At 56.6% G+C, this 14031-nt stretch carries 17 protein-coding genes; all 17 read left to right on the top strand.

The window, feature by feature from the left end:
- Positions 1–148: 148 nt before the first annotated feature.
- The 17 genes from B149_RS0101540 to B149_RS0101450 all read left to right on the top strand — a co-directional run bounded on the left by B149_RS0101540 (position 149) and on the right by B149_RS0101450 (position 14031).
- On the top strand, positions 149–544 hold the full coding sequence (locus B149_RS0101540) for a hypothetical protein (protein ID WP_018123400.1): 396 nt from the start codon (positions 149–151) through the stop codon (positions 542–544).
- The gene (locus B149_RS16175; protein ID WP_018123399.1) at positions 537–800 is read left to right on the top strand and encodes a hypothetical protein; all 264 of its coding nucleotides are present in this window, start codon (positions 537–539) and stop codon (positions 798–800) included. Before B149_RS0101540 ends, B149_RS16175 begins: the two co-directional genes overlap by 8 nt.
- A 3-nt stretch (positions 801–803) precedes the next feature.
- Positions 804–1091 carry a hypothetical protein gene (locus tag B149_RS0101530; protein WP_018123398.1) on the top strand — a complete coding sequence of 96 codons (288 nt, stop codon included), beginning with the start codon at positions 804–806 and terminating at the stop codon, positions 1089–1091.
- A 413-nt stretch (positions 1092–1504) separates the two neighbouring features.
- Positions 1505–2158: an ssDNA-binding protein gene (locus B149_RS0101520; protein WP_018123396.1), complete on the top strand. Its 654-nt coding sequence runs from the start codon at positions 1505–1507 to the stop codon at positions 2156–2158.
- 10 nt (positions 2159–2168) lie between these two features.
- Entirely contained in the window at positions 2169–2690 is a 522-nt protein-coding gene (locus tag B149_RS18815; protein WP_018123395.1) for a PDDEXK family nuclease, read from the top strand.
- Positions 2671–3096: an N-acetylmuramoyl-L-alanine amidase gene (locus tag B149_RS0101510; protein WP_018123394.1), complete on the top strand. Its 426-nt coding sequence runs from the start codon at positions 2671–2673 to the stop codon at positions 3094–3096. Before B149_RS18815 ends, B149_RS0101510 begins: the two co-directional genes overlap by 20 nt.
- A gap of 91 nt (positions 3097–3187) precedes the next feature.
- Positions 3188–4855: a DnaB-like helicase C-terminal domain-containing protein gene (locus B149_RS0101505; RefSeq protein ID WP_040372092.1), complete on the top strand. Its 1668-nt coding sequence runs from the start codon at positions 3188–3190 to the stop codon at positions 4853–4855.
- A 32-nt stretch (positions 4856–4887) separates the two neighbouring features.
- A complete protein-coding gene (locus tag B149_RS0101500; RefSeq protein WP_018123392.1) occupies positions 4888–6771 on the top strand; it encodes a DNA polymerase in 1884 nt (627 codons plus the stop codon).
- Between the two features lie 114 nt (positions 6772–6885).
- Positions 6886–7953 carry a Rha family transcriptional regulator gene (locus tag B149_RS16170; protein ID WP_018123391.1) on the top strand — a complete coding sequence of 356 codons (1068 nt, stop codon included), beginning with the start codon at positions 6886–6888 and terminating at the stop codon, positions 7951–7953.
- Between the two features lie 80 nt (positions 7954–8033).
- Positions 8034–8828 (top strand): exonuclease, encoded by a 795-nt coding sequence (locus tag B149_RS0101490; RefSeq protein ID WP_018123390.1) that lies wholly within the window; start codon positions 8034–8036, stop codon positions 8826–8828.
- Positions 8816–9478 (top strand): dATP/dGTP diphosphohydrolase domain-containing protein, encoded by a 663-nt coding sequence (locus B149_RS17690; protein ID WP_018123389.1) that lies wholly within the window; start codon positions 8816–8818, stop codon positions 9476–9478. The genes B149_RS0101490 and B149_RS17690 overlap by 13 nt, the downstream gene beginning before the upstream one ends.
- A complete protein-coding gene (dut, locus tag B149_RS0101480; RefSeq protein WP_018123388.1) occupies positions 9465–9905 on the top strand; it encodes a dUTP diphosphatase in 441 nt (146 codons plus the stop codon). Before B149_RS17690 ends, dut begins: the two co-directional genes overlap by 14 nt.
- A gap of 2 nt (positions 9906–9907) precedes the next feature.
- Positions 9908–10789 carry an ATP-dependent DNA ligase gene (locus tag B149_RS17685; protein WP_018123387.1) on the top strand — a complete coding sequence of 294 codons (882 nt, stop codon included), beginning with the start codon at positions 9908–9910 and terminating at the stop codon, positions 10787–10789.
- 93 nt (positions 10790–10882) lie between these two features.
- A complete protein-coding gene (locus B149_RS17680) occupies positions 10883–11368 on the top strand; it encodes an FAD-dependent thymidylate synthase (protein WP_018123386.1) in 486 nt (161 codons plus the stop codon).
- Between the two features lie 108 nt (positions 11369–11476).
- Positions 11477–13390, top strand: a complete 1914-nt coding sequence (locus B149_RS0101460) for an anaerobic ribonucleoside-triphosphate reductase (RefSeq protein ID WP_018123384.1) — start codon at positions 11477–11479, stop codon at positions 13388–13390.
- On the top strand, positions 13391–13585 hold the full coding sequence (locus B149_RS18640) for a hypothetical protein (RefSeq protein WP_018123383.1): 195 nt from the start codon (positions 13391–13393) through the stop codon (positions 13583–13585).
- The gene (locus B149_RS0101450; RefSeq protein ID WP_169332891.1) at positions 13582–14031 is read left to right on the top strand and encodes a 4Fe-4S cluster-binding domain-containing protein; all 450 of its coding nucleotides are present in this window, start codon (positions 13582–13584) and stop codon (positions 14029–14031) included. Before B149_RS18640 ends, B149_RS0101450 begins: the two co-directional genes overlap by 4 nt.

Genomic DNA, 14031 nt, shown 5'->3' with positions numbered 1-14031 from the left:
CTTGCCAAGTGAAAAACAAGGAAAACAACCACTTGGAATTAAGACGCACTAGTAAGCAGCCAGCCTCGGTCGTCGGGGCTGGCGAATTAAGACGCACTAGTAAGCAGCAATCCCGCTGCGAAACAAACAAACCAAAGGAGATTTGGAAATGGACATTCTCACCAAGATGGCCCTCAGCTTTGAACTGGATCGCGTGACCGCAGAAGCTGCGGAGAATGAAAAGACGGAAGCCAACCTTCCTGATGTGACGATGGCTGGCATCTTCGCCACCACGTTCTACATGGGACAGGTGTCCGACGTACCTGAGAACGACATTCCCAAGCTGGATGTCTCCCTCGTGAGCTTCACTTGGCCCAAGAGACAGGATGACGGTCACTACCTCCCCACCGAGGTGGATTGCTTCAAGCTGAACATGGCCGACTTCTTCGCCGCAGTGGAGGCATCCCCGGCCTTCCGGGAGCGGGTCACCACCGCCACCACCGCGAACAAGCTGAACACGGAAGAACTCGCCATGTTCCTGGAGGAGGTCGTTAGCGATGCGTAGAGACCTCTTCATGAACGCCGACCTCAAGGCGGTGGCTACTACCACGATGGGACTGGTGGATGCCGTGCAGGAACGCCCCAACCATGAGCAACTGGCCGCTTTCGGAGCGGCCTTTCTGCTTCTGGTGGAACAGTCCGGTATGCCGCTGCCTGACGTGATGGCTGCGGTCAAGAACATGATGAACCACGCAGACGGCAAGCGGCCTGAGTTCAAAGCGGTCGAAGCCTACATGCAGAACGAACTCTTCGGGAGGTAGGACATGCACAAAGCCACCGTCCTTTTCAAAGTCAACATGGATTTCGAGAGCCTGGACGACATTCTGTCCTTCGTAACCATGCGCCGACGTGTGGAAGAAGTGATGGAGGAACATGGTGCAGATGTGGAGGTGAGTGGAATCAAACTCACTGAGGTGCGTCGCATCGTGATCCCGCTTCCTCCCTGCGTGGCTGACCGCTGTTGTTGCAACTGCCGCCACGAGAAGGCCGAGGCTTGGGAGACTCCTTGCCTCTACTGTGAAAATGCAAGCGAATGGGAGGTGGAGTTCTGATGAATGGCCGCCGCGCACGAGCAATCAGGAAAGCAGTCTACCCCGACGGAAAGGGCCGTACCCGCAGTTACTTCGTCAGCAACCGACGGGAGCGGCAAGTGGAAGTCCCCGAACGCCCTCTTCAAATTGACGAGCAGGGACGCATCAAGACAACCATGACCACCGTCGTCACCTACACGGTCGTCGCAGATCACCGGAGGCGCATGTGTCAGTACATGAAACGTCACTGGAGGAATGGCCCCGTAAACGCCTTGTAAAACTGGCGACCACCCTGCTAAAACAAGGTGAACCACTTCCTGTCGATTTGACAGCCCGACTTCTGGGAGAAGGAGTGGACGTAGCGGCTCTTGAACGTAAGGCCGCTTAATTTTTGAACTTTAATATGCAATCTTGCCAACCAAAAGGAGGACACAATGGCTCCGAATAAGAAGAAACCCTCTGTCACCCCGGCTGGCCGCGCCATCTTCCCCAAGCTCAACGAGCCGGACACCAAGTTCGATGAAGACGGCGTCTATACCGTCACCCTGGCCCTTGAAGGCGAGGAAGCCCAGGCCATGATCGAAGTCATCGAGAAGGCGAAGAAAGAAGCCCTGGCGATGGCGAAGGAAAAGATCAAGGGCAAGAAGAAGCCCAAGGAAGCAGACCTCCCGTACTTCGAGGTCCTCGATGAGAACGAGGAGGAGACTGGCGAGATCGGTTTCAAATTCAAGATGAAGGCCAGCGGCGTCAGCAAAAAGACTGGCAAGCGGTGGGATCGTCGCCCCGCCCTGTTCGATGCGAAGACCAAACGCATCAACCCCGACAAGACGCAGATTTGGGGCGGCTCCATCGTCAAGGTCAGCTACACCGCCGATCCGTACTACGTCCCGGCTCTCGGTGCTGGCGTGTCCCTGCGGCTCGAAGGTGTCCAGGTGATCGAACTCGTTTCCGCTGGTGGCAAGTCTGCCTCCGACCTCGGTTTCGGTGAAGAGGACGGCTACGAAGGTGCCGAAGAAACTGGCGGCTTCGAGGAAGAAGCGGACGGTTACGATTCTGAAGAAGCACAGGAGGGCGAAGAAGATTTCTAAGCCCCGGAAGATGATCGTCGGTAGTCCAAATAAAGCTCCGGTGGCGAGGTCCTGCACTTCGCCCCGGAAGCGGGCTTACCGCCGCTCTGCGAAAATCAGAAAAGAAACCGGATTCCGCTCTGGCCTTGAAGTATCAATGGCCGAGGAACTGACGGCTCAAGGAGTTGACTTCGACTATGAGCCGAAGCCTCTGCACTACACAAAGCCAGCGCGGAAGGCGCGGTACACTCCAGACTTCGTACTCAAGAAGCAAGGCATCATCATAGAAGCCAAAGGCCGTTTCGACACGGCTGACAGACAGAAACACCTACTGGTGAAAGACCAGTACCCCGACCTCGACATCCGGTTCGTGTTCTCCAACCCGAACACACGGATCAGCAAGCGTAGCAAGACCACATACGCCATGTGGTGTGACAAGAACGGGTTCAAGTATGCCAAGGCTTCCGTCCCGGAGGCATGGCTCAAGGAAAAACCAACCAAGAAACGATTGAAAGCAATGGAGGCTTATCTCAATGGCGAGAGCAGTGACTGATCTCATCATCGTCCACTGCTCGGCCACGCCTCCCACAATGGACATCGGTGCCAAGGAGATTGACCGCTGGCACCGCGCCCGTAGTTTCCTGAAAATCGGCTACCACTATGTCATCCGTCGCGATGGCACGGTGGAGCCTGGACGAGGACTGGAGGAACCCGGCGCACATGCGCGTGGTTACAACTCCAGGAGTGTAGGCGTGTGTCTTGTGGGTGGCGTTGCCGAGGACAAGAAGACGCCTGAAAACAACTACACCACCGAGCAGATGGAAGCTCTGGAGATACTGCTCCAGGGTCTCCGCGCAGAATACCCTGACGCAAAGATCATTGGACACAACGAGGTGAACTCACACAAGGCTTGCCCGTGTTTCGATGTCCAGGACTGGAAGTCCGAGACTGATCTCTAGCGTCTAACACCTTCCTTCTGGCTAGGCCGGGAGTCTCTCGTAGGCTCTCGGCCTTTCTGCGTTTTTACGCCCTCAACAACCGAGAGAAGCCATGAAGAAACAACACCAACCAGACAGCGTTTTCTCCCATCACACTTCGTGTCCTGCGTGTCAGGCCAGCGGCGGTGACATGAACGGCGACAATCTCGCCATTTACACCGACGGCCACGGCTACTGCCACGCGTGTGGACACTACGAACCAGCGGATGGCGAGGAAGCGCAACCAAGGAGGCAGAGGACAAAGATGGCAAGCAAGCTCATCGAAGCTGGCGAAGTCCGCGCCCTTGGCAAGCGCAAACTCTCCGAGGAGACGTGCGCCAAGTTCGGATACACCGTCAGCAAGCACAACGGAACCACAGTGCAGATCGCGCCTTACCGGGATCACTCCGGGAAACTTGCGGCGCAGCATATCAGGACTCCTGACAAAGAGTTCCGGTGGCGTGGAGAAGCGAAACAACTCCAATTGTTTGGACAACATCTGTGGCGAGACAGCGGCAAAATGGTCGTCGTCTGTGAAGGCGAGATCGATTGTATGACCGTGAGCCAACTACAAGGAAACCGTTGGCCTGTCGTGTCTGTCCCGAACGGCGCGCACAGCGCAGCCAAATACATACGACAGAACATCGAATGGCTTGAAGGGTTTGAGTCGGTGATCTTCTGTTTCGACATGGATGAACAGGGGCGGGACGCCGCTGAAGAGTGTTCCATGCTCCTGACTCCTGGCAAGGCCAAGATCGCCATGCTGCCTCTCAAGGACGCCAACGATTGCCTCCGCGCAAATCGCGGCAAGGAAGTGATCGACGCACTTTGGGGCGCAAAGCCTTTCCGTCCTGACGGAATCGTGAACGGGGCAGACCTTTGGGAAGAGTTCAAGAAAGAACCCGTCCCCGGCTACGAGGTCTCCTACCCGGAGTTCAACGAGATGGTCTATGGAATCCGCAAGCGTGAGCTTCTCCTGTTCACAGCTGGCTCCGGTATCGGGAAGTCCACTTATGTCAACGAACTGGCCTACGAACTCTACAACCGCCACGGTCTGACTCTAGGAGTCTTGGCCTTGGAAGAGAGTGCCAAGCGGTCTGCCGAACGGTACGCCGGAATCTACCTGAATAAACCCATCCACATCTCGCGAGAAGGTATCTCCGAAGCAGAACTCAAGGAAGCCTTCGACGCTACGATGGGGAGCGAAAGATTCTGGATATACAACCATTTCGGCTCCAGTGACATCGACACACTCCTGAATAAAATCCGCTACATGATCGTCGGCCTGGGGTGTGACTTCATCATCCTGGATCACATCTCTATCGTTGTCTCCGGCCTCGACGAAGAAGAGGAGTCCGAGCGCAAGGTCATAGACAAATTCATGACCCGCCTTCGTTCTCTGGTCGAGGAAACAGGCGTCGGTGTCCTCGCCGTCGTCCACCTGAAACGCCCTGGCATGGGCAAGTCCTACAACGAGGGACGCAAGGTTTCCCTGTCCGACCTCCGAGGCTCCGGCTCTCTGGAGCAGCTGTCGGACGTTGTTGTCGCCCTGGAGCGCAACCAACAAGGCGACGACCCTGACGTGGCTACCCTGCGAATCCTCAAGAACCGCCCCATCGGTAAAGTCGGTGAGGCTGGTTACGTCAAATACAACCACGAAACAGGGCGACTTCTGCCCTGGGACGATTGTCCATTTGAACCAGACAACCCGAACGAAGAGGGAGGCTCACCGGAGTTTTAGGCCGTGGGCCTCCTTTTATTTGGAGGAAGGAAATGGCCTATCTCTTCGATATAGAAACCAACGGTCTTCTCGATGTCACGGACACCATGCACTCCCTGGTAATGAAGAATCCCGTGACCAAGAGCGTCATCTCTGCCCACGACCACGGCGCGGAGGTGTGCCTGGAGGAGGCACTTGAGAAACTCGAATACGCCGACCTCATCATCGGCCACAACATAATCGACTTCGACATCCCGGCCATCGCAAAGATTTATCCGGGGTGGGAGCCTCGTGGCGAGATCATCGACACCCTGGTTCTCTCCCGGCTGATCTGGCCTGACCTCAAGGACCGTGACTTCCGGTTCGCCCGCAAGCACAAGTGGTTCCCGAAGAAGCTCATCGGCTCCCACTCGCTGAAAGCCTGGGGCTTCCGTCTCGGAGACCGTAAAGGTGACTTCGGTGAAACTACGGACTGGCAGCACTGGTCTCCTGAGATGCAGTCCTACTGCGAACAGGACGTTGAAGTCACCGATCTGCTTTGGCAGCGGATCGAAGACAAGGACTACAGCAAACGAGCGATTCAGCTTGAACACGACTTCAAGGTAGAACTCGCCCTTCAGGAAGTATTCGGCTTCCCGTTCCACACTGAGAAGGCTCAGTCCCTATACGCGACTCTGGCAGGAAGACGTTCAGAGATCGAACATGAACTCCAGGAGGTTTTCCCTCCGAAGACCATCCGTACCCCGTTCATTCCGAAGGCCAACAATAAGAAGCTCGGTTACGTCAAAGGCGTCCCAACCGAGAAGGTGAAGGTGGTCCCGTTCAATCCGGCCAGTCGGCAGCAGATCGCAGACAGGCTCAAGGAAAAAGGATGGAAACCTTCCGAGTTCACCCCGGCTGGTCAGCCTGTGGTGTCCGAGTCCGTCCTCAAGCAACTGGATTACCCGGAGGCCAAACTCCTTCAGGAGTACCTCATGGTCCAGAAGAGGCTCGGACAGGTCTCCGAAGGAAAGAACGGGTGGCTCAAGTTGGAGCAGAACGGGCGTATCCACGGGCGCGTCATTACGAACGGTGCCGTCACCGGACGCTGCACCCATGCTACGCCGAACGTGGCCCAGGTCCCGTCCACCGGAGTCCCTTACGGACACGCATGTCGAGAACTCTTCCACGCCCCTCCCGGCTACGTTGTGGTGGGCTGTGACGCTTCCGGCCTCGAACTCCGCTGCCTCGGGCACTACGTCGCTCGGTACGACGGAGGTGCCTATGTGGACGTGATCCTGAATGGAGACATCCACTGGGCCAATACCCAGTCCCTTGGCCTTGTTCCTCAAGGCACCGAACGGGACGAGAACAATGACCACCATGAATGGGCGCGGAACAAGATCGCCAAGCGATTCATCTATGCGTTCCTCTACGGCGCAGGGGATGAACTCCTCGGTGGTCTGTTGGAGCCTGACGCATCCCCGTCCAAGAAAAAGAAGGTCGGGGCGCAACTGCGGAAGACCTTCTTCGACTCCATACCAGCCCTCAAACGTCTGGTGGAAGACGTAAAGGAAGCTGCCAAGAAGCGCGGCTACCTCCTGGGACTGGACGGCAGACGCCTCCACATCCGGTCGCAGCACTCCGCGCTCAACACGCTGCTCCAGTCAGCTGGTGCGCTCATCATGAAGGAAGCCACGGTGATCCTGTGGCGAGACCTTCGCGCCCGTGGTGATCTGGTGTTGCCCAAGTTCCCTGCCCACAAGCCGTCCGAGGTTGACGTATGGCAAGCCGCCCACGTTCACGACGAATACCAGCTGATCGTCCGTGAAGACCTTGCCGACGAGGTTGGTGAGATGGCGGTCAATGCGATCCGTCAGGCTGGCGAGTCGTTCAACTTCCGATGTCCTCTGGATGGCGAATACAAGATCGGAGCGAACTGGGCAGAAACCCACTGATTACAGCGGTTTGTAATTAAGACGCACTAGTAAGCAACCCACGAGAGGGACAGGTCATTCGGTTGGCCTGTCCTTTTCTCGTTTCTGGAACCCAAAGTGAAAAGGAGAATCACAATGCTCAAGAAGATCAACCTCAACGAGAACTATCACAACGAAGACTTCGACCTCGGACACCGTGGTTACGTCCGTAGCTTCAACGGTCCCGAGCGTCTGTTCCTGGCCGAGGACATCAACCGTGTCTTCGACACCAGCTATCCGGCCTACGGTTCCACCGACTACTGGGATGGCAAGCAGTACCGCACCATCTTCTTCTATGACGAAGATACCGTCCGTAGTCTGGCGAAGAGTTCCGGCAACGAGTCCCTGCTCCCCGCCCTCGGGATCGTCGAAGGAACCCAGGTCAACCTCCCCGATCTGGTCACTGTCGAGAACGGCAAGGCCATGACCACCAGCCTCAAGGTGGCCGAGGTATTCGGGAAGCGTCACGATGCAGTGCTGCGTGACATCCGCAATCTCGTCGGGAAGGGTGTCCACAATTTTGTGGAGACCCCCTACGTCCACCCGCAGAACGGCCAGGAGTACCGCATGTACCTCATGGACCGTGACGGCTTCTCCCTGCTCGTCATGGGCTTCACCGGAGACAAGGCACTGGACTGGAAGCTCAAGTACATCGAAGCCTTCAACAAAATGGAGAAGGCACTGCTCGACCAGCGGAACAATCCGGCCCTGCCTCAGTCGTACTCGGAAGCCCTTCGCGCCCTGGCTGATGAAGCCGAAGCACGACAGGCACTCGCAGCCGAGAACAAGGTACTGGCTCCGAAGGCTGAGTACCACGTTGGTGCCACCAAGGACGGTGAAGAATACTACCTCCGTGAGGTGGCGCGTTCCTTCGGGACTACCCACATACAGCTGTCCCGCTTCCTTGTCTCCAAGGGCGTCTTCCGCACTCGTCGGTTCGCTTCCAAATCCCAGGTGTGTGGATATAAGAATCGCAACGTCCCGAAGGAGCGTTATGTGGATGGTGGTTACTTCACCTGGGAAGTAGACATCAACGGTTACATCAACAAGGTGAACTACACCATCACTCAGAAGGGCGTCCACTTCATCGCAGAACTGCTCTACGCCGACGGTCTCATCGACGAGATTCCGGCATGGGCCAATCTGCATGAGGAGGCTGCGTAATGTTTGAGCAAGTCGTCTACCCTTTCTGCCTCGGCTTCACGGTAACAGCGATCATCCTTCTGATTGTAGGGAGGTAAGCGATGCTGGACCGAGTAGTAATCATCGACGGTGACATCCTCGCCTACCAGATCGCTGCCCGAGAAGAGAAACCGATCCACTGGGGTGACGGCTTCTGGACCCTTCACGTCGAGCAAGGGCCAGCCGAAGTCGCCCTGGAGGAGCGCGTCCTCAACGTCATGGATGCCGTGGATGCAGACAAGGTAATCATCGCCTTGTCCGACGACGACCACAACTTCCGCAAGGACATCTACCCGAAGTACAAGTCCAACCGCAAAGGCAAGCGGAAGCCCATGATCCTGCCTGTCCTCAAGGAGTTCCTGGCCGAGGAGTTCGATACCTTCCGTCGCCCCGGCCTCGAAGGTGATGACGTGCAGGGAATCCTGGCGACATCCAAGGTGATCGTGAAGGCGAAGGAGCGGATCATCGCTTCGCTGGATAAGGACATGAAGACCATCCCCGGTCTGTTCTACAACTTCGGCAAACCTGAGAAGGGCGTGGTCGAGATCAGTGAGGACGAGGCCGACTACTGGCACCTCTACCAGACGCTGACTGGCGACACCACTGACGGCTACCCCGGCTGTCCTCGTGTTGGCCCGAAGAACGCCGAGCGTATCCTGGCAGAACACTTCGATGTGAGCGACGACGGTATTACCCTTGAGACTTCCCTTGAGGAAGCCTGGGCAGCTGTCGTCGCTGCCTTCGAGAAAGCCAAGCTCGGTGAGGAAGAGGCTCTTGTTCAGGCGCGTGTGGCACGAATCCTCCGCGCCTCTGATTATGACTTCAAGAAGAGGAGGCCCATCTTATGGAAACCGTAATCTGGAAATCCTGCGACAACTGCGCGGATAAAGATACATACGGCTCCCACCCCATGTGCAAGGGGGAGGGATGCACTTCTGGCTGCTGGCTTGCGGATGCCACCGTTCACCGCAAGGTCAGCGCAGCGTTCGACAAGCACCCCACGGCCCGTGGTTTCAAGATCGTCCCGATTCTTGAGGATGCTTCCGAAGAAACGCCCTTCCCCAACCCGGCGATCCTCGCTGCAATGGGACACACCGGGGAAAAAGGTGGGGACATCAAGAACTCCGACAACGGGGTGAAGTTCGATAATGGCAAGCCCCGTACTGATCTGTTGCCGCCTGAGGCACTCCTCGGCATGGCCGATCTGTACGCCGTCGGTGCGCGGAAGTATGCCGACAGGAACTGGGAGAAGGGCATGTTCTACACCCGCCTGATCGGTGCGTTGCTCCGTCACACCTTGGCATACATGAGCGGCGAGAACTACGCAGCTGACGACAAGCAGCACCACATGCTGTCTGCTGCATGGTGCGCCTTCGCCCTCTTCACCTACGACTGCCGTGGCCTGGCTCCTGAATGGGATGATCGTCCCGGTTCTCAGGCTTGTCCTGCTGCCGTAGCCGAAGTCGCCAACCTGAACAACCGTGAGGTGGTACATGCCAACCATTAAAATCAAAAAGCTCCACCCCGATGCAGTCATACCGGAGTACGCCAAGGAAGGTGACTCCGGTTTTGATTTGGTGGCTGTCGAGGACGCCACGCTGTACCCCGGTGAGACCCAGCTGGTGAAGACCGGGATCGCTGTAGAACTCCCGCCTGGAACTGAACTCCAGGTGCGGCCCCGTTCCGGCCTGTCCCTCAAGACGCCGCTGCATATCCGTAATGCCCCTGGCACCGTTGACAACGGCTACCGTGGGGAGGTCGGCGTGATCTGCCACTGCCTGATAAACAGTAACAGCTGTCCTATCGTCATTGAGAAGGGCGACCGGATCGCACAGGGCGTGGTTATGCCTGTGATCCGCTGCGAGATCGAGGAGGTTGAGAGCCTCTCCGATACCACACGAGGCGCAGACGGCTACGGATCAACCGGAGTGTAGCTATGGCGAAGAAGCAGCAAACCGCAGCTTCTCCCATCAAAACCCAACAACCACATCCCGACTACGAACGCTTCGTCAAGGAAGCGAACTTCGAGGACTTCATCTGGCAGATCAAGCACGATGGTGTCCGTACTCTCTTCGACCCTGAACATACTGAGTTCTACTCACGGAGCGGGAAGGTCTTCCCTAACTTCCACGTCTTCCGGGAGGAGTCCCTCCAGCTTCACGATGAAGTCTGTCGTCTGGCTGGCCGCAGGGACTTCCATCTGGATGGCGAGGTGGCCGGGGAGGTCTTCTCGTCCGTGATGGGGCAGCTGTTCCGAGAGAGTGACGTGGACATGAGCGGCCTGACCTACCACGTCTTCGACGCCACGATCCCAGGCTTGTCCTTCGAGGATCGTCATTCCCTTCTGGCCCAGGCTTTCACCACCGTGAAGCCGAACCTTCTGCGCCCTGTGCCTTGGTACTTCTGCCCTCGCTTCAAGTCCGTTGAGGAACTGGAAGCCTGGGTGAAGGAACTCAATGCGAAGGGGTTTGAAGGAGCCGTGTTCAAGCGGCTGAACGGCCACTACCTCTTCGGCAAGAAACGCGCTGGAGAGTGGGTGAAAGGCGTCCTGGACGAGATCCTGGACCTCGAAGTTCTCCGTGTCGAGGAAGGCACTGGCAAGCTCACAGGCTGCGTCGGTGTCTTCGTGTGCGCCCTTGAAGGTGCGCCTGATGGAATCGTGGAGGTTGGCCCTGGCCGCGCAACCCATGAGGAACTGCGTCACTGGTGGGAGAACCCCGAAGAGGTGCCTTCGATGATCGAGGTGCTTTTCAAAGCGAGAACCAAGGACGGGAGCCTTAGACACCCCCGTTTCAAGCGACCGAGGGAGGACAAGTAGCCGTGTGCTACCAAGGCTGTCCATACGAAAACTACTGGGGCGACTGCACTTTCCGAGGCGGTCGCCCTTTTCCGTGTGAAGAGGAAGAAGACGATGACGAAGATCATGGTCCATAAATTAACGAGTGAACACCTGATGCGTCGGGCTTGCGAAATGACCTTCCGAGGGAAATCCAATGTTGACCTTGAGAAGATGTATCGCTCCGAACATAGCCCGATCCGCACCCAAGTGTTCTGGATCGAGTTCCAAGGAATCCCCACATTCGCCAGTGTTCACCTCGTGCGCCACAAGCTCGGCGTCGAACACTTCGTACTTTCCAACCGGGAAGATCGAGGAGGCGACAAGGATGCCGACAGGTGGACGCCTGTGAACCACGGCATGTTCATCAATGCCCAGGAACTCATCTTCATGGCGCGTATGCGTCTCTGCAAGAAAGCCCACCCCGAAGTCCAGCGGATCGTCGCGCAGCTGCGTGATGAGATCGCCAAGGTCGATCCTGCCCTTGCCAAGTGCATGGTCAAGAACTGCGAGTACCGGGGTGGATGTAACGAACTCAAACCCTGTTACGAGGAGGTGTGATGGGAAGAGTAATCATCATCGCCCTCCTCTCCGGTCTTGTCACCTACGCGCTGAACGCCGCGCTGGGTGAATGGAAACGCTACAAACGCCGGAAAGAATGGAGAAAGCATGTACGTTAAACACTCGTATCCGCAGGAGTTCATCGACCTCATGATGCACCTCCGCGCCAAGTACCCTGCCGAACTGTTTGACATCGACGGTATCGGCCTGGGCAAGCTGGATATGCACGAGGCATCCAAGAGCTTCTTCAACAACGTCACCACGGTAGCTGACACGAGCATCGACTCGAACGCGAACGTGGCTGACAAGTCGGTCATCAACTACAACTTCGAGATCGGCAAAGCTCTGATGAAGCTGAACTCCTATTACAACATCTGGAAATACCTCAAGAAAACCCACGGACTGGAAACAGCGAACCAGATCATCGAGATGCAGATCGCTGGCGACATCTACATCAACGATGCCTGGGACGTTGGCCGTCCGTACTGCTTCAACTACAGCACCTACGACATCGCCCTTGGTGGTCTGCCGATGGGAGACAAGGTAAAACCTGTACCGCCGAAGTCCCTCTACAGCTTCGTTCGACAGGTCGAGCAATTCACCGTCTATGCCGCCAACTCCACTCTCGGTGCTACTGGACTGGCCGATCTGCTCATCATGATCTCCTGGTATGTGGACAACATGGCACAGAAGGATGGCACCTTCCGTGACCACCGCTACACCTTTGCCACGCAGGAGGACGCCTGGAGCTACGTCCACGAGGTACTGGCCTCGCTGATCTACACGCTCAACTGGCAGTTCCGAGGCAACCAGTCGCCGTTCACGAACGTATCCCTGTACGACCGGGAGTTCCTCAAGGAGATGCTCCATGAGTACGTCCTGGAAGGTGTCTCACCGCGCACTGAAACTGTCCTAGCAGTCCAGCGGGAGTTCATGATCGTGATGAACGAGGAACTCCGTCGTGCGCCTCTCACCTTCCCGGTGACGACCGCCTGTTTCGCCATCGACGACGATGGAAACATTCAGGACGAAGAGTTCGCCAGAGAGGTTGCGGAAGCCAATTATGAGTTCGGTTTCATCAACATCTACTGCGGTGACTCGTCTACCTTGTCCAGCTGTTGCCGACTGCGCTCGGATCGCAAGAGCGAATACTTCAACAGCTTCGGGGCAGGATCGTCCAAGATCGGCTCCCTTGGCGTGGTCACTCTGAACCTCCCCAAGCTGGCGATGAAGGCGCAGCAGCGTGGTGTCAGCGAGAGCGTGTTCTTTGAAGACCTCGCTGCCCTGGTGCGTGTCGCAGCTGGCGTGAACAACGCCAAACGCACGTTCCTTGCGAAGCGCATTCGTGACGGTGTTCTTCCGCTCTACGACCTGGGTTTCATGGACCTCAAGCAGCAGTACAGCACCTGTGGTGTCACGGGCCTGTACGAGTGCTGTGAAATCATGGGCTACGACATCTTGGCCGAGGAAGGCCAGGACTTCGTTCTCAAAATGCTCAAGTGCATCAACGCCACCAACGATGCGATGGAGAACCTCTTCGGTACCCCTCACAACTGTGAACAGGTTCCGGCTGAAAACTCCAGCATCAAACTGGCAAAGAAAGATGTGCTGATGGGGTATGACTGCGGACATCCGTATTACTCCAACCAGTTCATCCCTCTGGTCGTGGACGCTGACATGCTCGACCGCATCCGACTCCAGGGCATGTTCGACCGACACTTCTCCGGGGGTGCCATCTGTCACCTCAACGTGGCCGAACAGATCGAAGACCCGGAGAAGATCGTGGACCTCATTAAGTCCTGCGCCAAGCAGGGAGTGGTCTATTGGGCCATCAACTATGCACTCAAGATGTGCGCCCAGGGACACATGACCGTGGGCAAGGAGCCGTTCTGTACTGTCTGCGGCGATAAGATCGTGGACGAGTACACCCGCGTGGTTGGCTTCTTGACGAACACCAAGAACTGGCACGAGGTGCGACGCGAGAACGACTGGCCCAACCGACAATTCTACAAGGAGGTATAAGTGTTTAAGAAACTGAGACTCTGGTCGTGGCGGGTGTTCTTCATCTTCTTCACGCTCCTTATTCCCATCTGGCTCCCCTTCGCTTGTATCGTCGTTGGTGCCCAGGAGATGCGGGTTGTCCAAACCCTCTTCACCAAAGAGGGGTGGGAAGCGTGGTACAACGAGTTCAAAGAAACACCGGAGAATTGGTGGTGAACATACTGGCGACAGAATACAGCCTGAGACACAAGGCTCTGGAACTCTATGTCGCCGGGTGTAAAGGCCCTCACTGCCCTGGGTGCCACAACCCTGAGACCTGGAGTTTCGATCAGGGTGTTCCTTTTGACACCGTGACGAAGAGGGAGATCGAGACAAAGATCAAGGACTTCGCTCACATGATCGACAACATCTGGGTCCTCGGTGGTGAGCCTATAGACCAGGATCGCAAGGCCCTGGAGGAGCTTCTTTCGTTCCTCCGGGGCTTTCGTCCTGTCTGGTTGTTCACACGGTATGAACTGAGTGAGGTGTCCGAGAACATCCTGTGCCACTGTTCCTATGTAAAAACAGGACGTTACAACGAAGACAAACTGGTGGATGACAACGTGCAGCATGGGGTGAAACTCGCCTCATCGAACCAGAAGATACACCGTCTGAATAATTAG

Origin of the sequence: Desulfovibrio oxyclinae DSM 11498 (genome assembly GCF_000375485.1) — a bacterium.
Classification (GTDB): domain Bacteria; phylum Desulfobacterota; class Desulfovibrionia; order Desulfovibrionales; family Desulfovibrionaceae; genus Pseudodesulfovibrio; species Pseudodesulfovibrio oxyclinae.
The sequence above is the reverse complement of the archived record's forward strand: the minus strand, read 5'-3'. Positions and strand labels throughout refer to the sequence as shown.